The organism is Pseudoalteromonas luteoviolacea S2607, from assembly GCF_001625575.1.
Taxonomy (GTDB): domain Bacteria; phylum Pseudomonadota; class Gammaproteobacteria; order Enterobacterales; family Alteromonadaceae; genus Pseudoalteromonas; species Pseudoalteromonas luteoviolacea_E.
This window is the reverse complement of sequence record NZ_AUXV01000024.1, coordinates 1-19,984: the sequence shown is the minus strand read 5'-3', so window position 1 is coordinate 19,984 and position 19,984 is coordinate 1. Positions and strand designations below refer to the sequence as shown.

The 19,984-nt window shown below is 42.3% G+C and carries 19 protein-coding genes; 5 read left to right on the top strand and 14 right to left on the bottom strand.

Going from position 1 to position 19,984, the window contains the following annotated elements; translation table 11 throughout:
- Positions 1-117 precede the first annotated feature (117 nt).
- Genes N480_RS13355 through N480_RS13345 form a run of 3 tightly spaced genes read left to right on the top strand, consistent with a single transcriptional unit; the run spans position 118 to position 3,131 of the window.
- Complete coding sequence (locus N480_RS13355) at positions 118-804, top strand: response regulator transcription factor (protein WP_063372998.1); 687 nt, start codon at positions 118-120, stop codon at positions 802-804.
- Position 805: 1 nt separating this feature from the next.
- Complete coding sequence (locus N480_RS13350; protein ID WP_063372997.1) at positions 806-2,191, top strand: ATP-binding protein; 1,386 nt, start codon at positions 806-808, stop codon at positions 2,189-2,191.
- Positions 2,175-3,131 carry an alpha/beta fold hydrolase gene (locus tag N480_RS13345; protein ID WP_063372996.1) on the top strand — a complete coding sequence of 319 codons (957 nt, stop codon included), beginning with the start codon at positions 2,175-2,177 and terminating at the stop codon, positions 3,129-3,131. Before N480_RS13350 ends, N480_RS13345 begins: the two co-directional genes overlap by 17 nt.
- On the opposite strand, the gene N480_RS13340 is transcribed toward N480_RS13345, so the two are convergent.
- From N480_RS13340 to N480_RS13315, 6 genes are all read right to left on the bottom strand, one after another.
- A complete protein-coding gene (locus N480_RS13340; RefSeq protein WP_419554944.1) occupies positions 3,086-3,934 on the bottom strand; it encodes a cation diffusion facilitator family transporter in 849 nt (282 codons plus the stop codon). The two genes, N480_RS13345 and N480_RS13340, sit on opposite strands and share 46 nt — an antisense overlap.
- A 411-nt stretch (positions 3,935-4,345) precedes the next feature.
- Positions 4,346-5,710 (bottom strand): hypothetical protein, encoded by a 1,365-nt coding sequence (locus N480_RS13335; protein ID WP_063372995.1) that lies wholly within the window; start codon positions 5,708-5,710, stop codon positions 4,346-4,348.
- Between the two features lie 63 nt (positions 5,711-5,773).
- Positions 5,774-6,247 (bottom strand): hypothetical protein, encoded by a 474-nt coding sequence (locus N480_RS13330; RefSeq protein ID WP_063372994.1) that lies wholly within the window; start codon positions 6,245-6,247, stop codon positions 5,774-5,776.
- 386 nt (positions 6,248-6,633) lie between these two features.
- The gene (locus tag N480_RS13325; RefSeq protein WP_063372993.1) at positions 6,634-7,098 is read right to left on the bottom strand and encodes a tRNA (cytidine(34)-2'-O)-methyltransferase; all 465 of its coding nucleotides are present in this window, start codon (positions 7,096-7,098) and stop codon (positions 6,634-6,636) included.
- 312 nt (positions 7,099-7,410) lie between these two features.
- Complete coding sequence (gene recA / locus N480_RS13320) at positions 7,411-8,460, bottom strand: recombinase RecA (protein WP_063372992.1); 1,050 nt, start codon at positions 8,458-8,460, stop codon at positions 7,411-7,413.
- A 65-nt stretch (positions 8,461-8,525) separates the two neighbouring features.
- A complete protein-coding gene (locus tag N480_RS13315; protein ID WP_063372991.1) occupies positions 8,526-9,017 on the bottom strand; it encodes a CinA family protein in 492 nt (163 codons plus the stop codon).
- A gap of 22 nt (positions 9,018-9,039) precedes the next feature.
- Here N480_RS13315 and mutS point away from each other — a divergent pair, with 22 nt between their 5' ends.
- Positions 9,040-11,619 carry a DNA mismatch repair protein MutS gene (gene mutS, locus N480_RS13310; RefSeq protein ID WP_063372990.1) on the top strand — a complete coding sequence of 860 codons (2,580 nt, stop codon included), beginning with the start codon at positions 9,040-9,042 and terminating at the stop codon, positions 11,617-11,619.
- 63 nt (positions 11,620-11,682) lie between these two features.
- Here mutS and N480_RS13305 read toward each other — a convergent pair whose 3' ends face one another.
- Positions 11,683-12,948 carry an outer membrane protein transport protein gene (locus N480_RS13305; RefSeq protein WP_063372989.1) on the bottom strand — a complete coding sequence of 422 codons (1,266 nt, stop codon included), beginning with the start codon at positions 12,946-12,948 and terminating at the stop codon, positions 11,683-11,685.
- A 254-nt stretch (positions 12,949-13,202) separates the two neighbouring features.
- Between N480_RS13305 and N480_RS25015 the strand changes: the two genes are divergently transcribed.
- A complete protein-coding gene (locus tag N480_RS25015) occupies positions 13,203-13,526 on the top strand; it encodes a hypothetical protein (protein ID WP_081225491.1) in 324 nt (107 codons plus the stop codon).
- Here the strand turns inward: N480_RS25015 and N480_RS13300 are convergent.
- The 7 genes from N480_RS13300 to ftsY all read right to left on the bottom strand — a co-directional run.
- Complete coding sequence (locus N480_RS13300; RefSeq protein ID WP_063372988.1) at positions 13,486-14,736, bottom strand: HD-GYP domain-containing protein; 1,251 nt, start codon at positions 14,734-14,736, stop codon at positions 13,486-13,488. The genes N480_RS25015 and N480_RS13300 overlap by 41 nt on opposite strands.
- A 151-nt stretch (positions 14,737-14,887) precedes the next feature.
- Positions 14,888-15,223, bottom strand: a complete 336-nt coding sequence (gene rraB, locus N480_RS13295; RefSeq protein WP_063372987.1) for a ribonuclease E inhibitor RraB — start codon at positions 15,221-15,223, stop codon at positions 14,888-14,890.
- 4 nt (positions 15,224-15,227) lie between these two features.
- Positions 15,228-15,932: a 1-acylglycerol-3-phosphate O-acyltransferase gene (locus N480_RS13290; RefSeq protein WP_063372986.1), complete on the bottom strand. Its 705-nt coding sequence runs from the start codon at positions 15,930-15,932 to the stop codon at positions 15,228-15,230.
- Between the two features lie 130 nt (positions 15,933-16,062).
- A complete protein-coding gene (gene rpoH, locus N480_RS13285; RefSeq protein WP_063372985.1) occupies positions 16,063-16,926 on the bottom strand; it encodes an RNA polymerase sigma factor RpoH in 864 nt (287 codons plus the stop codon).
- Between the two features lie 219 nt (positions 16,927-17,145).
- Entirely contained in the window at positions 17,146-18,132 is a 987-nt protein-coding gene (ftsX, locus tag N480_RS13280) for a permease-like cell division protein FtsX (protein ID WP_063372984.1), read from the bottom strand.
- On the bottom strand, positions 18,129-18,833 hold the full coding sequence (gene ftsE / locus N480_RS13275; RefSeq protein WP_063372983.1) for a cell division ATP-binding protein FtsE: 705 nt from the start codon (positions 18,831-18,833) through the stop codon (positions 18,129-18,131). The genes ftsX and ftsE overlap by 4 nt, the downstream gene beginning before the upstream one ends.
- Positions 18,834-18,909: 76 nt before the next feature.
- A partial coding sequence (ftsY, locus tag N480_RS13270) for a signal recognition particle-docking protein FtsY (protein WP_063372982.1) occupies positions 18,910-19,984 on the bottom strand: 1,075 nt, incomplete at its 5' end.

Genomic DNA, 19,984 nt, shown 5'->3' with positions numbered 1-19,984 from the left:
CTGTATGCTCTGCAACGCATAGATTCCGGAAAAAGTGCGTAAAGAAGTGTAAATTCCATCCTCGGGGCTCTATAGTTAGGTACAATAAAAGTCATCTAAACTCGAAGATGTGACGTTATGAGTAATTCAGTTTTGATCATTGATGATGATCAGTCTTTATGTGAGCTGTTAGGCGAATATTTAGAGAGTGAGCAGTTTTCAGTAACCTGCAAACATGACGGTGAAACAGGCCTAAATGAAGCACTGAATAAAGAATTTGCCGTCATTTTGTTGGATGTCATGCTTCCTAAAAAGGATGGGTTTGAGGTCCTCAAGGCATTGCGAGTAGAAAAAATGACCCCTGTCATTATGCTCACGGCGAAAGGTGACGATTTTGACCGAATCTTTGGGTTAGAGCTAGGGGCAGATGACTACATCCCAAAACCCTTCAATCACAGAGAGCTTTTAGCTAGGATAAAAGCAATAACACGTCGTGTTGCACACCTAACACAGGCAACAAAAGAGCAAAGCTTAGCATTTCATGGCCTCTCTCTTGATATTGCCTCCAGAAGTGTCACTTTAAACAACACCCCTCTTACACTCACGGGCACCGAATATGAAGTACTCTATCATCTGATGAAATCAGCAGGAGAAGTCGTAAATAAACAAGCACTTTGCCAGCGAGTACTCGGTCGACCTCTAGTGCCATACGACCGTTCTGTAGATATGCATGTAAGCAATGTAAGAAAAAAGCTAGCTCAATACAGCGACCACACTTTCATAAAAACATTACGTGGTTCTGGGTATATATTTTTAACGGCTTAGTATGAAACGATTTTTAGCAATTAAAGTCTTTCTCTGGTTTTGGCTCACGGTAATTAGTACCCTTGCCATTATGGTGAGTGTTAGCTTTTTACAACCCGATGTGCTGGCGTCAAAAGACATCTCTCCACCTATGCTGAAAAACCTTTTTCATATGAAAAAGTCTTTGGATAGACATCTTGAACGCATGCCTGACAAATCTCTTGAGGAAATACTGACTCATAGACGTCATGGCAAACGTTCAAAACTTTACCTCAAAAATAGTGATCCGGATAAAAGCTTAATCAGCAGCCCTGAGTTAAACCAGTTTGACTTAACACTACTCAATTTTGCCATCGGTGATGAGCCAAAAGTAATTAACACAGAAAAATACCGAGCCTATGGTCCGGTGAGTATTCGTGCTAGGCAATATGACTATCAACTTTTCATGATACTAGATAACCGTGAAGGCGATTTATTTCTTAAAGTTAAACTGATGCCTCGGTGGATGAAACTGACGATCTTGTTGCTCGCAAGCTTAGTGCTCAGCTATTGGTTTGCGATGGGTCTTTTGAAGCCCATTAAACAGCTTCAGCTTGCGGCGGCAAAACTAGCCAAGGGGGAGCTAAATGCCAGAGCTCAGGTTGATAGCAAACGTCGAGATGAACTCGGACAGCTAGGTAAAGACTTTGATATCATGGCTTCCCAACTTGAAACACAAGTTTTGAGTCAAAAGCGACTCCTCGCTGATATTTCACATGAGTTACGCTCTCCGTTAACTAGGTTACAAATGGCAACGGGTATTGCTGCGGGTAAAGCCTCTGGGGAGCTAGATAACTATTTGCAAAGAATTGAAAAAGAGTCGCACCTGCTGGACCATATGCTGAGCGATATTTTACAGTTATCTCGTTTAGAATCGGGAACCTCCTGCTTAGTGTTACATTCTTTGTGTATCGCAGAACTCTTGGAGCCAATCATCAGCGACGCACAGTTTGAGTCTCAGCAATTGAATAAGCAAATTGTCGTTGGCGAGCTGCCTGAAGCGTACTTAGTGGGCGATGCTGTTTTACTCAATCGCGCTATCGAAAACATTATTCGTAACGCACTAAAATACGCAACGGCCAAAGTGACGATTAAGTGCGAAGTTATTAATGAACAATTTGTTTTACAAGTGGCGGATGATGGTGCTGGCGTCAGTGAAGAGATGCTCGATAAACTGTGCATTCCGTTTTATCGCGCGTCACAATCTAGGACGCCTGACGTTAACCAAAAAGGTGGATTTGGCCTTGGGCTCGCGATTGCGCAACATGCGATAAAAGTGCATCATGGCCATATTCTCTTCAAGAACAATCATGGACTGGATGTCACCTTGAGCATCCCTTTAACACAGCAAAATGATTTACAGCAATAGTACCGAGTTACCCCAAAATTTAGCGCTCATAGAACAACATTGGCAACATTGCAGCAAGGGCGTTCTTGATTCGCCTTTTGGGGATATTTTTTACACTTACCACTTGCCTCAAGCTCCTCGTTATACGGTGGTACTCGTCAATGGCCGTATAGAGTGCGCTCATAAATACCAAGAATTGCTGTGGGAATTAGCACAAAATAATATTGGTGTGATTACTTATGATCATCCAGGTCAAGGCATGTCTTCTCGGTTAGTCGAAAACCCTCAAATAGGTCATATTCAATGCTTTAGTCAGTTTTCACAGGTATTAAAACTGGTGGTCGAACAGCTAGTTACACCGACAACCCAAAACTGGTTATTTATGGCGCATTCAATGGGAGGAGCTATAGTATGCGACTACCTAACACGCTTTTATGACTCGCCAGCAAAAGGAGCATTTTTGTGTGCACCCATGCTCGAAATTAATACCTCGCCTTATCCATTTTGGCTGGCGAGCAACCTTGCCAAATTAGCTTGTTTTTTGGGTCGGGATAAACACTACGCGATAGGCCAGCAAGACTACCAAGCAAAGCCTTTTACTGAAAACGAACTCACACATTGTGAGTATCGCTATGATTTATTTCGTAAACTTTATGAGCAACACCCGCAACTACAGTTAGGAGGTGTTAGCTTTGGTTGGCTTAATGCCGCACTGTCGCTGACCAAAAAGCTGGACAAAGACACCATAAAACATCCTCTTAGTATCGCCAGCGCAAACCAAGATACGATTGTCAAAGCCAGCGCACACCACACATTTGCACGGCGACATCCACGTTGTACTTTAAAAACATATAATGGGAAACATGAACTACTGTGTGAATCGGATTCTATTCGAAACGCCGTATTAGCCCAGTTTTATGAATTCGCCGATTCGGTCACACTGAGCGAAACAGGGTCTTGATGCACTAAAACATCAATTTCCCCTTCACTCTGTGCCTGTATTTGAGAGACAACCTCATCTGCAACCTCATGGGCACGCATAAGTGGCATATCATCATCAAGTTCCAAATGCAGTTGTACAAATTTTACTTTACCACTTTGGCGCGTTCGTAAATTATGCACACCAAAGACCGCCTCATGAGAGGTCGCAATCTCTACAATCAGCGCTTTTTCTTCTTCTGGAAGTTCCTTATCCATCAGGTGATCGGCACTTTCTCTGGCTATGTCCCAGCAGTTATACAACAAGTAACCAGCAACACCTATTGCGAATACAGAATCGGCCCACATGATCCCATAGTGACTTAACAACAAAGCTATCAATACGGCGATATTCAATAAAATATCGCCTTTGTAGTGCATTGAATCCGCTTTTATCGCCAGGGATTGTGTACGCTTAACCACTTGATGCTGAACCATCACAACTAACAATGTGCAGAAAATGGCGAATAAACTCACCCATACGCCCAGCATGCTGTGGTTGATTACAACAGGGTTAAAGAGCCGTTCAATACCATGAAATGCCAAAAAACATGCGGAGCCAGAAATAAACGCCGCTTGTCCCAAACCAGCCAATGCCTCAGCCTTACCATGGCCAAAGCGGTGATCATCATCTGCAGGACGCAGTGCATAACTCAACACAAAAAAGCTCATAAGAGATGCTGTCACGTCTAACATAGAGTCCGTCAGTGAACCAAGCATTGAAGCACTACCAGATGATAACCAAGCCGACGCTTTGGCAACGATCATTATGCCAGCCATCACGATAGTAAAAATGCTCGAAAAACGAACTAGATAATCATAATTACGCGTCACAGTTACTCCCCCTTGTTGCACGCGTTCAACTCTCTCATCATACTCCAGAAATGGAGTAAAATAGAAATATTAGATTACAAATGCTTATTGTTGGCTATCTTGATAAACACCATAAATTGATGTGTCATATCAATGCTAGCTGCATGAGTGCTCTGACTTGACGTTACATTGGACTTTTAACGACTCATGACATGGAATAAACACCCTATTCAATTGGGTTATAACTACTTATAATGACGAAACATGGGTCACCAAATTCATTGACTATCGTTTAGGGAGAGTATAAGCGCATGTCAAATTGGTGCCCTTAAAGCGGGAAAATGCCAAAATAATCTGATAGAGCATTCTGTAAAAATAGGTACTTTAATCATCGGCCAACCATTGGTACCAGATACTTTCTTGCTTTTCTGTATTTTTAAACTGCTGTATCAATGACTCTATTGACTCAGATTTAAGATCAATCGCAGGGCTCATTGCTTTTTCATCCTGCGCTAATGTCACTCCATTTTGACGCCCCTTCTCTGTGACTTCGCAATGTCCATTTTTACAAACTACATCAGGCTCAGGCCTAGTGATTGCCTCTTCAGAAGTACTCATCACATACCGTTCAACAGTGCTCGAAAAGTCCTTAAATACTTCAAAGTTCCCAGCTGATACGCTAGTTTGTGAGCCAGCTGTCACTTCTACCATATGCTGTAAAAACTGGTAGCTCCCTACATGGGAAAGTGCTCCCAAACCGGGATCCGTAAGAAATGAGACAAACCCCTGATCTAATCGTGAAGAAGCGAGTGCACTCCCGCTGCGCAGGCTATCTATCGTAGCCTGATCTTTTTCCGTAAAACCGACACTGAGTTGATGCCCATGTTCATCGAAATGACCGCTGTTGAAATTGCTTACCAACTTACCGTCGTTGTGCTTTCTGTAGTCACCAAGGTCACTCGCAAGCCTTTGAATATATTTAAAGTCGATATCATTTTGATCCGCATACTCATACATATCTGCCAACAATAATCGGTCCTCTTGAGTTAAAAATTCAAAAGGGCTTTTAGATATATTGGAGAGAGACATCCCATCAACACCACTCAGCACATTAGGTTCATCACCTGCAAAAATATCTTTCACCATCATCGTGTAATAGTGTTCAGACTGACTTGTGGTTTTGTGTAGTGCTTTGTCCTGTTCATTGATGATGGCTTCAAATTTTGCTTGTGCATTTGAGGCATATTGCTCAGAGACCATCGCTTTGCCAAGTACCGAGAAAGATTGAGTGTGGGAATTTACTGCCTTTTCAAATCCTGTAATCGCATCAAGCGGGTTTTCATGCTCTAAACTTTCTCGCTGCATGCTAGACAATGCCATTTGGTCTAATACATGCCATTGTTCATATGCGGCGACTTTCTCCACATCAGAAAATGTGCCACCTGGGTCTAACGCAATCGTCTCTAACTGAGCTTTTGACAATTGCTCAAACTCCCACCTCGCAGCGGCGACTTCCTGTTTATTCAGCTGTTCACTTTTCAGCGCTTTTTGCCCATTCCAGACTAAAGGCAGCTGCTTAACCTGTGCATTGTCTATTGAACGTTGGGCATCTTTTAACTTCAATGCCAAAGATGAAAATGAGACATTGGTCGTGTTTGATTTAAATTGGCTGATTGGTGACTGAGTTTGCTGAGAGTTTTTTGCCGTAACACCTGAACTTGAACTCCACTTAGTGCTTGATATATCCATATTATCTATCTCTTCTAAGCGTAATGAATTGCCCCCATATTGACATAAAGGGGCAAAGACTGACTAGTTAGTAGTATAGTGGAAAGTAACGCTCTCTTCTCTGTTTGGCTCTAAATAGTGGAAGCTGCCAGTCGCTTCAACCCGATGAACAATAGATGCTTGAACACCCGCTCTGAACCATTGACCGTTGAAAGCAGTCACCATACCGGAAGAGTTTGGTACAATCTCCTCGCACATAAGAGGGTTTGAACTATAAGCTCGGTAAAAACATAGCTCTGCGGTCTCTGTTGCAGAGTCTGAAAAGCTTGCAGAAACATAACTAATACCAGTGATTGTACCTGTTTTGTCTCTGTAAGGAATATCTCTTAAATCCATATTTAACACAGAGAACAGCTCGCTTGATAGTCCTCCAGCAGAACTAAGAACTAACATTCTGCTTGGTTGTTTCTGCTTTGTGATTGTGTAGTCTGTAGCAAGTGCTTGAACACTAATTGTCAGTGTCGATAAAAGTAGAGCGGCGATAGACAATGTTTTCATAACAACTCCTTATTTTACTGTCTATTAGGTTATTTGTAGTTTCTACTACAGTGACAAAAGTATGATAATTGAACAACCCTGTCAACGCCAAAATCTACAGACTAAAGTCGCTTATTGTCCTAGATCATACTCATAACTAATATGTGGAGGTGAAGAAGCGTGGATGAACAAAAAGCGCTTAAATTGCAAACAAGAAGTGTTTATTTTGAATGCGTCAACATACTTAAATCGCACTTTTAGCGTTAAACCAAAAAATGATGTGCTGCGCTTAAAAGACTTCACTTTTTAGTCATGCTCAACCGTGTTTTAACAACAGCTACACCGTTTAACTGGCTCTAAATTTTAGAGGCACGCTTTAACTTAACGCATAGTTAAAGCGCGAAACCTTATTTGCCGCCCGAAAAGCCAACTTGACGCCATGCTTCATAACTCACTATGGCAACAGCATTAGATAAATTCATGCTGCGAGCATCTGGCAGCATTGGAATACGAATACGCTGCTCAGCTGGAAATGAGTTACGAATTTCATCAGGTAACCCGGAAGTCTCTGAGCCAAACAATAAAACATCACCTTCCTGATATTCCGGCTCGTGATGTGGGCGACTTCCTTTGGTCGTCAAAGCAAAAATACGCCTATCTCCCATCACCTCTAGGAAGGATTCATAGTCAGGATGAACCGTTACTTTAGCCATATCACGATAATCAAGTGACGCTCGGCGCAGCTTCTTTTCATCCAAGTCAAAACCCAAAGGTTCTATTAGGTGTAAGTGACAGCCATTGTTACTAACTAGCCTGATTAAATTACCAGTATTCTGTGGTAAGCGGGGTTCATGTAGTGCGATATGAAACATAGTCGTGTTAACTTCTTTAATTTTCTATATGTAAAGATGTGGTCGTATGTGTCTCAATTCTACACAGATATCGCGTATTTTACAGAAAATTTATTGATAACTAGGGATTCAGGCACACTTCAAAAACGCGAGTGTCGAATACTGTGACATAGAGCTTTACGCCAACCGAGCAAGAAGTGTGATGTAAATATTCCCTTGTTGTGAAGGGCTGAAAATTCGCATGTGCTGCAAGTCTTCACATGTTCAATAAGCACAAAAAAACCGCTTAAACATAAGCGGTTTTTCTATTGAAGATGCGCTAGCTTTGGAGGTTTATAGCTGATCTTCTAAGTCTGCTAGACCTTTGTCTTCGCCTTCTTCATCTTTGATCGTAGCTTGAAGCAATAACATTTCACGTAGCTTGCCTTCAATTTCGTCAGCAATTGCTACATTTTCCTTTAAGAACTTAATTGAGTTAGCTTTACCTTGACCAATTTTATTGCCATTGTAGCTAAACCAAGCGCCAGCTTTATCAACTAACTTGTGTTTTACACCAAGGTCAATAAGTTCACCCTGCTTAGAAGAACCCTCACCATACATAATGATAAATTCAGCTTGCTTAAACGGAGGCGCAACTTTGTTTTTAACAACCTTCACACGGGTTTCATTACCGACAACCTCATCACCCTCTTTTACCGAACCGATACGACGGATGTCTAATCTTACAGATGAGTAAAACTTAAGTGCGTTACCACCAGTAGTTGTTTCAGGGTTACCGAACATCACACCAATCTTCATACGAATTTGGTTGATGAAGATACAAAGCGTATTTGAACGCTTAATGTTACCTGTTAGTTTACGTAAAGCTTGTGACATCAAACGAGCTTGAAGACCAACATGTGAATCACCCATATCACCTTCAATTTCGGCTTTAGGTGTCAAGGCAGCTACAGAGTCAACTACGACAACATCAACAGCGCCAGAACGAACTAGCATGTCACAAATTTCTAGTGCTTGCTCACCAGTATCAGGCTGAGAAACTAGCAGGTCGTCTACATTTACGCCTAACTTTTCAGCATATACTGGGTCAAGTGCGTGTTCAGCATCAACGAATGCACACGTTTTACCCATTTTTTGCGCTTGTGCAATAGTTTGCAGTGTTAGCGTTGTTTTACCCGATGACTCAGGACCATAAATTTCTACAATACGACCAGTTGGCAGACCACCGATACCCAAAGCAATATCCAATCCTAGAGAACCGGTAGATACTGACTCTATGTCTAAAGCTTGGCTATCGCCTAACTTCATAATTGATCCTTTACCGAATTGACGCTCAATTTGCGACAATGCAGCATCTAATGCTTTTTGTTTGTTATCGTTCATCTGTTTCTCCAATCTAGCGTGTTGCCGACAAGTATACTGTATAGAATTACAGTATCAAGAGTCTTTTACTGATTTATTAAAGAAATTATTTTTTCCAAAATAAATTCAATAGCTTGCAATCTCACTTCAGCGCGACCTCCGGAAAAAACTTGCTTAAATGTATAGGTCTTTTGCTGTATATCAACGGCAAACCATACAGTACCGACGGGTTTTAATTCAGTCCCACCTGAGGGGCCTGCGATTCCTGAGACCGAAATCGCAACGTCCGCCTGTGCGTGTGCTCTTGCCCCATTGGCCATTTCAATGACAGTCTGCTCACTTACAGCACCAAATTCTATGAGCGTTTGTTCACGCACGTTTAACAAAGCTTGCTTAGCATCGTTACTGTAAGTGACAAAACACCGGTCAATATAAACCGAGCTACCGGGGGTATCTGTAAGCGCATAACTGATTCCTCCCCCAGTACACGACTCAGCAGTAGTGATCGTGAAGCTTTTATTCGTTAGAATAGCGCCCAATTGTGCCGCCAATGCGGCGATCTTAGTGTGTATTTCCATACAAAAAACCTTAGGTAGAAGCATGTCATTAGATCTTTATTCTGAACATACTATAAAGCAACAAACACCTATGATGCAGCAGTATCTTAGGATCAAAGCCCAACATAAGGAGATCCTGCTATTCTACCGTATGGGTGACTTTTACGAATTATTTTTTGACGATGCCATCCGTGCCGCGCAATTGCTAGACATATCGCAAACCCATCGTGGTAAAGCCGGTGGCAATCCTATCCCAATGGCAGGTGTGCCTTATCATGCCGTAGAAAACTACCTTGCACGTTTGGTACAAATGGGCGAATCAGTTGCGATATGTGAGCAAGTTGGTGATCCGGCTACAAGCAAAGGGCCAGTTGAACGTAAGGTTGTGCGCATTGTGACACCAGGAACGGTCACTGATGAAGCACTGTTGCAAGAGCGTCAAGACAATTTACTCGCAGCTGTTTGGCAAGATAAAACCAAATATGGCGTGGCATATCTTGATATTAATTCAGGACGTTTCAACATTGTTGAGCTGGCTACGGACGAAGCGCTTACATCAACATTGCAAAGGCTACAACCGGCCGAATTACTCTATCCAGAGTCTTTTCAAAATTTAATCGTGTTAGAACAAATCAAAGGCAGTCGCAGACGCCCAGACTGGGAATTCGATTTAGACACCGCTAGGCATCTGCTGTGCCAGCAGTTTGAAACCAAAGATCTCATCGGTTTTGGGGTTGAAAATGCCAGCGCAGGTTTGATAGCAGCAGGCTGTGTGATGCAATATGTTAAAGACACTCAGCGCACTGCGTTACCTCACATCAGATCCATAACTCTTGAAAAAAATGAACATGCAGTGATCTTAGATGCTGCGACACGTAAAAATCTAGAGCTAACAATGAACCTTTCTGGCTCGATAGATAATACTTTGGCTCAAGTGCTGGATAAAACCGCCACCCCAATGGGTTCGCGTCTGTTAAAGCGCCGTATTCATACCCCTGTTAGAGATAGACAAGAACTGAACGCACGCCTTAACGCCATATCGAGTATCTTGAACCTTCAACTTGGTATGGATGTCTATGATGCTTTGCGTCAAATTGGAGATATTGAGCGTGTTGTCGCTAGACTAGCTCTCTGTAATGCAAGGCCCAGAGATCTCACTCGATTACGCAGTGCGTTACAAGCATTGCCGCCTCTTCATCATTTACTTAATGAAAGTGAAGATGCACGCATACAGCAAATTAAAGCTCAATCTCCTCAATTACCGCACCTTCAAGAGTTACTAGAGCGCGCAATTATTGATAATCCACCTGTACTGATCCGAGATGGGGGTGTCATTGCCAAAGGCTATTCGAGTGAGCTGGACGAATGGCGAGCGCTCAGTGAAGGCGCTACAGATGTACTGGATCAATTAGAGGAGCGTGAACGTGAAAGAACGGGGATCAGTACACTAAAGATTGGCTACAACAAAGTACATGGTTTCTATATCGAAATCAGCAAGGCCAACTCTCACTTAGCGCCACCAGAGTATATTCGCCGCCAAACACTCAAAAATAATGAACGCTATATCATTCCAGAGTTGAAAGAACACGAAGACAAAGTGTTAGGTAGCCAATCAAAAGCGTTGGCACTAGAGAAGCAACTCTATGAACAGCTATTCGAGTTAATCGCTCCGTATATCGAGCAGCTCCAGATTATGGCAAGTGCACTCGCTGATTTAGACGTGCTCAATACCTTGGCTGAACGCGCTCAGACCCTCGACTACTGTAAACCGGAATTGACTTCGGGAGACGAAATTCATATTGAGGCGGGTCGCCACCCAGTTGTCGAACATGTTAGCAGTGAACCATTTATTGCCAATCCAGTACATCTGAATAGTGGACGTAAGATGCTACTAATTACCGGCCCGAATATGGGCGGTAAATCAACCTACATGCGCCAAACAGCACTTATTGTGTTAATGGCACATATTGGTAGCTTTGTGCCAGCAAACAGTGCGCACATTGGTCAAATAGATAGAATATTTACGCGTATTGGTGCCAGCGATGATTTGGCTTCCGGGCGCTCAACCTTTATGGTGGAAATGACCGAAACAGCCACTATTTTAAATAACGCCACAGAACAGTCGTTGGTACTTATGGATGAAATAGGTCGCGGTACAAGTACTTATGACGGCCTTTCCTTGGCCTATGCTACCGCTGATTATCTAGCCAATAAGATCTCTGCAAAAACGCTGTTTGCGACACATTACTTTGAATTAACCGAGCTGGCTGAACAACAAACCGGATTGGTTAACGTGCATTTGGACGCAGTTGAACATAACGATACCATTGCCTTTAAACACACAGTGTTAGAGGGTGCAGCAAGTAAAAGCTTTGGCCTGCAAGTAGCTGGCCTTGCCGGTGTACCAAAAGCAGTGATAAAACTTGCAAAGCAAAAGCTCACGCTACTAGAACAACATCAAAGTGTTGTTGAAAGCACAGCTGGAAGCGCCCCTCAGCAGCAAAGTCTCGTGCTAAATAGTGAGCCTTCAGAGGTAGAAATAATGTTAGAAACTATCGACCCTGATGAGCTAACACCCAAGCAAGCCCACGCGCTCCTTTATCAATTGAAAGACAAACTTTAAGAGAGTAAAAAGGCTGCAATCCGCAGCCTTTTCTAACAATAGCGCGTCCGCTTTATATGCATTTTATAAAGTGTGGTTGTACTGTAAACCAAACACAGAGGCATGGCCTTTAGACTTAAACCCCCACTCACTTCCAGCGTTATCTTTCTCAATAAAACGCTGTGTTTTACCGCGAATTATACTAACTCCAAAATCAATACTGGCCTCTTTACTCATTTGGTACTCTGCACCAAATGCATACCAAGTTCGATCGGTATCAGGAATAGAAATAGACATATGGTTTTCATCGGCAGGTGACTCATCATATGCAAAACCCGCGCGTAACTTTAATGCCTCATTCCATTGATAATCAGTGCCAACCGAATATCGTAGTGAATTGCTAAAGTTTTCATCTTTACTAAATACCGTCCCTACGTTGTCTACTTCAGCAGATAACGTCTGAAAACTATTCCAGCCGGTCCACAAAATACTGTAGTGCAAGGTCGATTTTGTATTCAATTTGTGAGAACCAGACACCTCAGCAATTGCTGGCAATGTGATAGCAACACTGCCAGGTAGCTGCTTACCTGCCGTTCCATTGAATGGGGCTGCCGCAGGTAATTGGTTACTGAAGGTACCCTCAAAAGTAATATCCGTTTCACTGCGATAGTGAAAACCAAATCGATTATCAGCATCGATGTTATAAACAACCCCCACATTCCAACCAAAGCCAGAGTCATCACCCTCTAAATCAACCACCTCAGTTTCTTTTGGTACCCCTAGATTATTCGCTCCCAAATTACGAATAATTTTCGCATCAGCGTAAACATGGTTTAACCCAAAAGCGACACTCCACTGCTCATCCACTTGATAGGAGGCTGCCACACCTGTATTGATGGTTACTATTTCTGTTTCGCCTGCAATCTGACCCGCAACATAATCAGCATCAAACTCCGTGGCAAGACCAAACTGTGAGTATATGCCGCCGCCAACAGACCACTTATCTCCGATAGAGGTCGTCATAAAAGCACTTGGCACAATCGCACTCGGTGCAATGCTGCTATTATCCAAAGCGGCGGCTGGCACTCCGTTATTAGTGCTTGTACCTTGCAGACTAACATCTGGTTTTACGTACATCGCCGCAACGCTTAGCTGTGTACCTTCAAGCCTGCTCATCAGCGCAGGGTTTCTAGAAACCACGGAAGCATCATCTGCCACACTCGCTTCGCCGGCATAGGCACGACCCAATCCAGAAACGTTTTGCTCAGCTAATTGGAATGCGGCAGCTAAACTTTGCGTTGATACCATCAACATGCCTGTGCCCAATAGCGCGACCATTACTTTGTTCATTAATAACCCCTAAATCAAAAATACGATAAATGTGTTGCGCGACACAGTACATAAATAAGAATTAAAAATCTCCAATTTTAGGGCTTTTAACAACCTAATTGAGTGAAATAGAATCATTTAATTACTTTTAATAACAAAGCAGACCAGCATTTAAACAATTATATTAGCACCATAAATGAGACTGATTCTCAATATCATTGAACCATTTCAAAGTTTCGCTTATACTGTTCGCCATTACTTTAAGGGAGATGATTATGATAGTGTTGTTGATCTTGGCAGCGCTGCTACTTTCTGGGGTCAGTGTTTTCTGCCTATGTAAAGCAAATTACTGTGCTTGCCAACGAGCAGGACAATGTGACAATCCAGTAAATCATTACTGGCTTGGTGCCATTATGGCTGCACTAGCAGCGCTGGCGTGCTGTTGCATCGCACTGCACAGCGAAAAAGGCACTCTAATGTGGATAGTACTCATGTCGAGCTGTCTAGCTGGAGCTTTACTCTCTGCTAAAGTACAGAGACTAAAAAGATGCAAGCAAGCTAAACAAGCAAGTTCTCTTGTAACAGACGGGATAAATTGATCTGATAATCAAGTGGCTTCACATTTGCGATAATTTTAATATCATCGTTGTCATTTAGATCAACATCTTTCATTGTGACGTGATGCATATGTTTGGCATTGTAGAACACTCGAACAATGGGTGCCTTCGGGTTTTCTTTATTACCAGCCATGACCAAGCCAAGACGGTCATTGGTCAACTTTACGATTGTACCAACAGGGTGAATGCCGATGCATCGAATAAACTTATGCACCAATACCTCATCAAACTTATCTTTGTTTGATAACAGAATACGCAGCGCGTGCACCGGCTCAAGCGCTTCCTCAAAGCTTTGATCTGTTGTCAAAGATGCATATTCGTCCACGATTGCCATTACCCGAGCCGCTTTACTTAGCTTTTCTGCACTGAGCCCTCTGGGAAATCCGCTACCATCTAAACGCTCGTGATGGTTGACTATCATGTCGATAACCAACGGCGTAATGCCTTTTTCTTCCTTAACCATGGCAACTGAATACGCCACATGCTTTTGCCAATGTCGTCTTTCATGCTTGGTATATGGTGTCGCTTTTTCCAAGATGCTTTGCGGTATTTTACTTTTTCCAATGTCATGCAGCATTGCAGCCATAGCCATTTGAGTTACAACATGTGGCTTTAACCCTAAGTACTTGGCAAAAATGGTCATCAAAATAGTACAGTTGATCATATGGCGCCAGTTAAAGCCTTGCTTGTCCTTTAAACGCGTTAGAATGGCCATAACATTGCTATTTTGAGTCACCGAAGCAACAATCTCTTGGCTAATATCATTGACTAAGTGAAGCTGCAGGGCTTCTCCCCCCAAGATATTGCCATACACAATCTGAAGCTTTTTGTTTTGTACTTCAAATTGATTTAAAGCAGCTGCAAACACCTCAGCTGTTGGCACATTGCTATTTAATTGCGACGTCTGCGCTTCACTCGCCTCAGCAGTATTTTGCGCAACACGAGTGTACCTTGGTACCTGTGGTGGTGAGACTTCAGGTTTAGGGAGGTAATGTTCGGGTACGGGGACTTGGCTCTGCTTAATATCAATGTTTAATTCAAGTACACCATCAGCTTCCAGCTTTGCAATTATCGCTGAATTACGCACCATCCCTCGTGACTTTAGCTTTACATCTGCATCAGATTTTAACCTGTGGACGCTGTCCACAAACATTCCTGGCACAAGTTCATTAATAGGGATTGTCGCGTGCATAGTTCCTAAGTGAAGCTTTTTTACTCAAACCGCAATAATATGCATAGTTACGACTAAATTGTCTACTACTAGATAAAAATACAATAATAAAGGATGAGAATTTAAGAGAGAGAAATCCATTTCTTTCTACCGCATTGAGAATGCGTTTTAATTAGTCTTGAAAGTAGGTACCCCAGCCGTCGTATTCAACCCCAGTCTGAGTCGCTACAGCCACAAGCTTAGTTACATCTTCCATAATCACTTCTGCGTTAAGTTCTGCTTCAACAACAATATCAAAGCCCCAGATCTTACCACCATCTTCCAACTCTAGTTCAGCTGGCTCTTCAACATCATAGCCGAGTTTAAATGCTGCTAAAGCGGCTTCTTCTAGCTTGTCAAAGTCTTCACACACAAAGTGGTGCTCAACCTCATATAACTTTTCAGGGTTAGAGCCATCTTCAAGTAATGACTCCACAATATCTTCACTGATCTCTTGCCAATTTTCCATCAGCTTATTCACCTTTATCTAATTGTGCGATTCTGTCGGCCATTTTAGCATGAATGTTATTTGCATGCTCTCTTGCAGATTTATCCGCTGACAACTCTACCGGAGCCATTATAGAAATATACACTTTGCCATTGTCCCAGCGATTTAATTTGATTTTGTTTTGGGTCGAGCTCATACACACAGGAACAATTGGCACTTGTGCACTTTTCGCTGCGTGAAAAGCACCCGTTTTAAATGGTAGCAGCCCACGGCCATAGCTACGAGTCCCTTCAGGAAACATCCAAAGAGATAGGCCTTTTTGTTTAATTTTTTGTACTGCCCTATCCAGCGTGCCAACCGCTTTTGAACGATTAGCTCTGTCAATTAAAATGTTACCTGACAACCAGTAAAGCTGACCAAAAAACGGGATCCACTTTAAGCTTTTTTTACCCATGCTCACTGTATTTTGAGGAACTACAGCTGGTAAAGTGAATAAGTCATAGTTATTTTGGTGATTAGCCACATACAATGCTGGTCCAATATCTTTGACTTCAGGCGCTCTATCGATCACCAACTCAACACCAATAACTTTCGCCATTGACCCAAACCAAGACGCAATCACATGCACATTATTGCGATGAAACGGCCTGACAATACATAACGCTAATCCAAAGACACAACTAAAAATAATAAACATGGCCATTGCCACGATACGAAATAAAGCTAACAAATTCTGAGCTCCTATATCTTAAGCTGAGCATTATAATCAAATAAGCGTACACTTGTAAGCTCAATTTTTTATGACACAAAAAAATACCGCCCCATATGGAGCGGTATTTATGCTTAATTTGTTTTAACTATTAGCTCATTGCAGCTTGCAGCTTTTTCATTGCTGATTTCTCTAGCTGACGAACACGCTCAGCAGATACACTGTACTTATCGGCTAAGTCTTGCAGTGTCGCCTTATCTTCTGCTAGCCATCTCGCAGCCACGATATCTTGCGAGCGCTCATCGAGTGTTTTCATTGCTGCAAGTAAACGGTTTTGCGACTGCTCTTGCCATTGCTCTTCTTCAATGACTTCGGCCAAATCACTATTTGTATCTGTAAGGTACTGTACAGGTGAGAAGCTAGTGCTGGTGCTATTATCATCTTCATCAGCACCTAAATCAAAGCCCATGTCTTGGCCACTCATACGAGACTCCATTTCACGAACTTCTTTTTCACTCACACCTAACTCGGTCGCTACCGTGGTTACTTCTTCTTGATTGAACCAACCTAAGCGCTTTTTATTTTTACGCAAGTTAAAAAATAGCTTACGTTGAGCTTTCGTTGTCGCAACTTTAACAATGCGCCAATTCTTTAATACATATTCGTGAATTTCAGCTTTGATCCAGTGCACAGCAAATGATACAAGTCTTACGCCTACCGTAGGGTTGAAGCGCTTAACAGCTTTCATCAGTCCAATGTTGCCTTCTTGGATCAAATCCGCTTGCGGTAGACCATATCCTGAATAACTTTTCGCAATATGCGCAACGAACCTGAGGTGAGACATAATGAGTTGCTTAGCTGCATCAAGATCGCCATTTTCATGAAGACGCGTCGCAAGTTTATGCTCTTTTTCAGCGTCTAGCATTGGGATCGTACTAACAGCCTGCAAATACCCTTCAATACTCGCGCTTTGCTGTCCAGCTGTTAATGCCATTGCATATATGTCTTTACTCATTTTTCACCTCAGTGATAAATCTTTAGTTAATTTTAGCACTCTAACCTTTAGAGTGCTAACTGCAATCTACTACTTTTTGAGACTAAAAATCAAGCTTTTTATTATCCCGATATAAAGAATAAATAAGCACTTGATTTATATAGACTAATATAAACGAATTTAATACAAGATGAATGGAGAACAGGCCTTTAATCTAAAAGACCTGCTAGATCTGACAGGTTAAACTTTTTCAGGTTCAATCTCGCGAATATATTTTCGCACTGATAAGTAAGACCCAATGAAGCCGAGCGAAATAGCTAACAGCAACAAAAACATCAACTCAGATAACTCTAAGCCTTCTAACACAAAACTACTTTGATATACGCCTACAACCAAAGAAACAGCAGACTCTAGCCACCACAACATAAGTGTAACACAAATAAAGGCAACTAAGCCGCCAACGATGCCGTACCATATACCAGTCCACAAAAAAGGAGTATGGATAAAGGTGTTGGTTGCCCCAACCAATTTCAAAACTTGGATCTCTTCCTTTTTATCCATAATAGACAATCTAATCGTATTACCGATTATCAGCACAACAGCACTGAGTAAGAGTATCCCTACCGTAAACACACTTTCTTTGAGCAAACCTAATAACGCATTAAGTCTCTCAAGCCACTCTATATCTAACTTACCAAACTCCACTTCCCGCTCTTTTTCAAGCTTCTCTAACAGCATCTGAGCGCTATCAGCACCGCGATGGCGCTTTGTTGGTGTTACAAGCACAACGCTGGGCAATGGATTTTCTTCTAAATAATCCAAGGCTTGACCAAACCCAGAGATTTGCTTGAACTCATTTAATGCTTGCGCCTGTGAAATAAAACTCACAGATTCAATTTCTGGGTACAGACCTAAACGCGTTACTAGAGTTTGTGTTTCCTGTTCACTGGTACTTTCTTTAACAAAAAGTGAGATTTCAGCAGCCTCTTGAAAACCACTACTTACTTTCTGCACATTTTTGACAACAACATAAAGTGTCGTTGGTAAGGTAAGACTTAATCCTAATACCAAAATTGTCATCAACGATGCCATTGGCGTGCGCCACATTTCACCAAGGCTATGCACCCCATGACGAAATAAAGTAAGAACGAAAAAGTAAAGTTTTAGGAAGATGGATTTTTCTTGACTATTAGCTTGATTGCCGCGCCCTTTAAACAACAAACTCATGAGTGCCCTCCCAGGTAGTCACCTTTTAATGGGTCAATCGCGAGTGGATCTTGCAGCATTCGGCCGTGTTCTAATGTTAAACTTCTGTATTTCATTCGCGCGATCAGACCCAAATCATGGGTAGCAATGAGTACAGACGTGCCATGGCGATTAAAGTCTTCAAACAAAGTTAGAATTTCCATTGATAATTCAGGGTCTAAGTTACCTGTCGGTTCATCCGCCAATAACAACGGTGGTGAATTAACAATAGCGCGAGCAATACCAACACGTTGCTGTTCACCGCCAGACAAAGTACTGGGCTGGCATTTTATTTTATCTAAAAGTCCTACTTTATCTAATGCGGCATGCACGCGTTTTGTAATATGTTTTCGGTGAGTCCCCTCAATTACAAGTGGCAGCGCCACATTATCGAAGACATTGTAGCGCTCAAGCAGGCGGTGATTTTGAAATATGATACCGATATCACGGCGAACAAAAGGGACTTGACGATTCGAAATGCGATTGAGATCCACGTCATTAATTGACACTTTCCCAGCTGATGGCCTTTCCATCAAGCTAATTAACTTTAATAGAGTACTTTTTCCAGCACCACTGTGGCCAGTTAAAAAAGCTAATTCTCCTTTGCCGAGCTCAAAACTTACCTTTTCGAGGGCTCTATGTCCTCCTGGGTAAGTCTTACTAACTTGATCAAATTTAATCATACCTAACCCGAAAAATGCCTATATTCATTCCCTAACTAAAAAGCGCCTTCTTTTAAAAGGCGCTTTTACGATGTTATTAGTTTTTATGTTCGTCTTCTTGACTAAATAGCGCTTCAATAAAGTCTTGGCTTTTAAACGTTCTCAAGTCGTCAATACCTTCGCCCACACCAATATAACGAATTGGGATCTTGAACTGGTCCGCAACAGCGAAAATAACGCCACCTTTTGCCGTACCATCTAGTTTAGTCAACGAGATCCCCGTTAAGCCAACAGCTTGATCAAATAGTTTAACCTGACTAATTGCGTTTTGCCCCGTACCAGCGTCAATCGTAAGCATCACTTCATGTGGCGCATCTGGGTCAAGCTTCTTCATAACCCGGGCTATTTTTTCTAGTTCTTGCATCAAGTTGTCTTTGTTTTGAAGACGTCCAGCTGTATCAGCAATTAGTACATCTACATTTCTTGCTTGTGCGGCTTGAAACGCATCAAATACAACTGAGGCACTGTCAGCACCCGTGTGCTGTGCTACAACAGGGATTTCATTACGCTCACCCCATACTTGAAGCTGTTCAACAGCGGCAGCACGGAAAGTATCACCCGCAGCAAGCATTACCGATTTACCTTGCGCTTGGAACTGTTTTGCCATTTTACCAATAGTTGTTGTTTTACCTACACCGTTCACACCAACCATCAAGATCACATAAGGTTTTTTGCCCGCATTTATTTCTAACGGTTGCTCCGCATCTTTTAAGATGTCCGCCATTTCACTTTTCATCAGTTCATAAAGGGCATCACCATCTTTAAGCTGCTTACGATCTGCGGCGTCAGTTAAATTATCAATGAGCTTCATGGTCGTATCGACACCCAGATCAGCCGTTAATAATTGCGTTTCTAATTCCTCAAATAAATCATCGTCAATTTTTTTGCCTTTGAAGATAGAAGCAAAACCTGACCCGATATTTTCTTTAGTTTTTAGTAAACCTTGTTTTAGACGTGCAAAGAAGCCCTTTTTCTTCGGCTTCTCTTGCTCTTCTTGTTCTTTCGCTAGACGTTCTGCTTCTTCACGCTCTGCCTTCTCTTTCGCTAAGCGCTCTGCTTCTTCACGCTCTGCCTGCTCTTTCGCTAAGCGCTCTGCTTCTTCACGCTCTGCC

Bases quoted from the DNA above. Each gene is read 5' to 3' on its own strand.
- N480_RS13330 (WP_063372994.1), bottom strand. From the start codon at position 6,247: ATGAAAACATTGTCTATCGCCGCTCTACTTTTATCGACACTGACAATT.
- rpoH (WP_063372985.1), bottom strand. From the start codon at position 16,926: ATGAGTAAAGACATATATGCAATGGCATTAACAGCTGGACAGCAAAGC.
- N480_RS13325 (WP_063372993.1), bottom strand. From the start codon at position 7,098: ATGTTTCATATCGCACTACATGAACCCCGCTTACCACAGAATACTGGT.
- N480_RS13305 (WP_063372989.1), bottom strand. From the start codon at position 12,948: ATGAACAAAGTAATGGTCGCGCTATTGGGCACAGGCATGTTGATGGTA.
- N480_RS13315 (WP_063372991.1), bottom strand. From the start codon at position 9,017: ATGGAAATACACACTAAGATCGCCGCATTGGCGGCACAATTGGGCGCT.
- rraB (WP_063372987.1), bottom strand. From the start codon at position 15,223: ATGGAAAATTGGCAAGAGATCAGTGAAGATATTGTGGAGTCATTACTT.
- N480_RS13355 (WP_063372998.1), top strand. From the start codon at position 118: ATGAGTAATTCAGTTTTGATCATTGATGATGATCAGTCTTTATGTGAG.
- N480_RS25015 (WP_081225491.1), top strand. From the start codon at position 13,203: ATGATAGTGTTGTTGATCTTGGCAGCGCTGCTACTTTCTGGGGTCAGT.
- ftsE (WP_063372983.1), bottom strand. From the start codon at position 18,833: ATGATTAAATTTGATCAAGTTAGTAAGACTTACCCAGGAGGACATAGA.
- mutS (WP_063372990.1), top strand. From the start codon at position 9,040: ATGTCATTAGATCTTTATTCTGAACATACTATAAAGCAACAAACACCT.
- N480_RS13300 (WP_063372988.1), bottom strand. From the start codon at position 14,736: ATGCACGCGACAATCCCTATTAATGAACTTGTGCCAGGAATGTTTGTG.
- recA (WP_063372992.1), bottom strand. From the start codon at position 8,460: ATGAACGATAACAAACAAAAAGCATTAGATGCTGCATTGTCGCAAATT.
- N480_RS13335 (WP_063372995.1), bottom strand. From the start codon at position 5,710: ATGGATATATCAAGCACTAAGTGGAGTTCAAGTTCAGGTGTTACGGCA.
- ftsX (WP_063372984.1), bottom strand. From the start codon at position 18,132: ATGAGTTTGTTGTTTAAAGGGCGCGGCAATCAAGCTAATAGTCAAGAA.
- N480_RS13350 (WP_063372997.1), top strand. From the start codon at position 806: ATGAAACGATTTTTAGCAATTAAAGTCTTTCTCTGGTTTTGGCTCACG.
- N480_RS13345 (WP_063372996.1), top strand. From the start codon at position 2,175: ATGATTTACAGCAATAGTACCGAGTTACCCCAAAATTTAGCGCTCATA.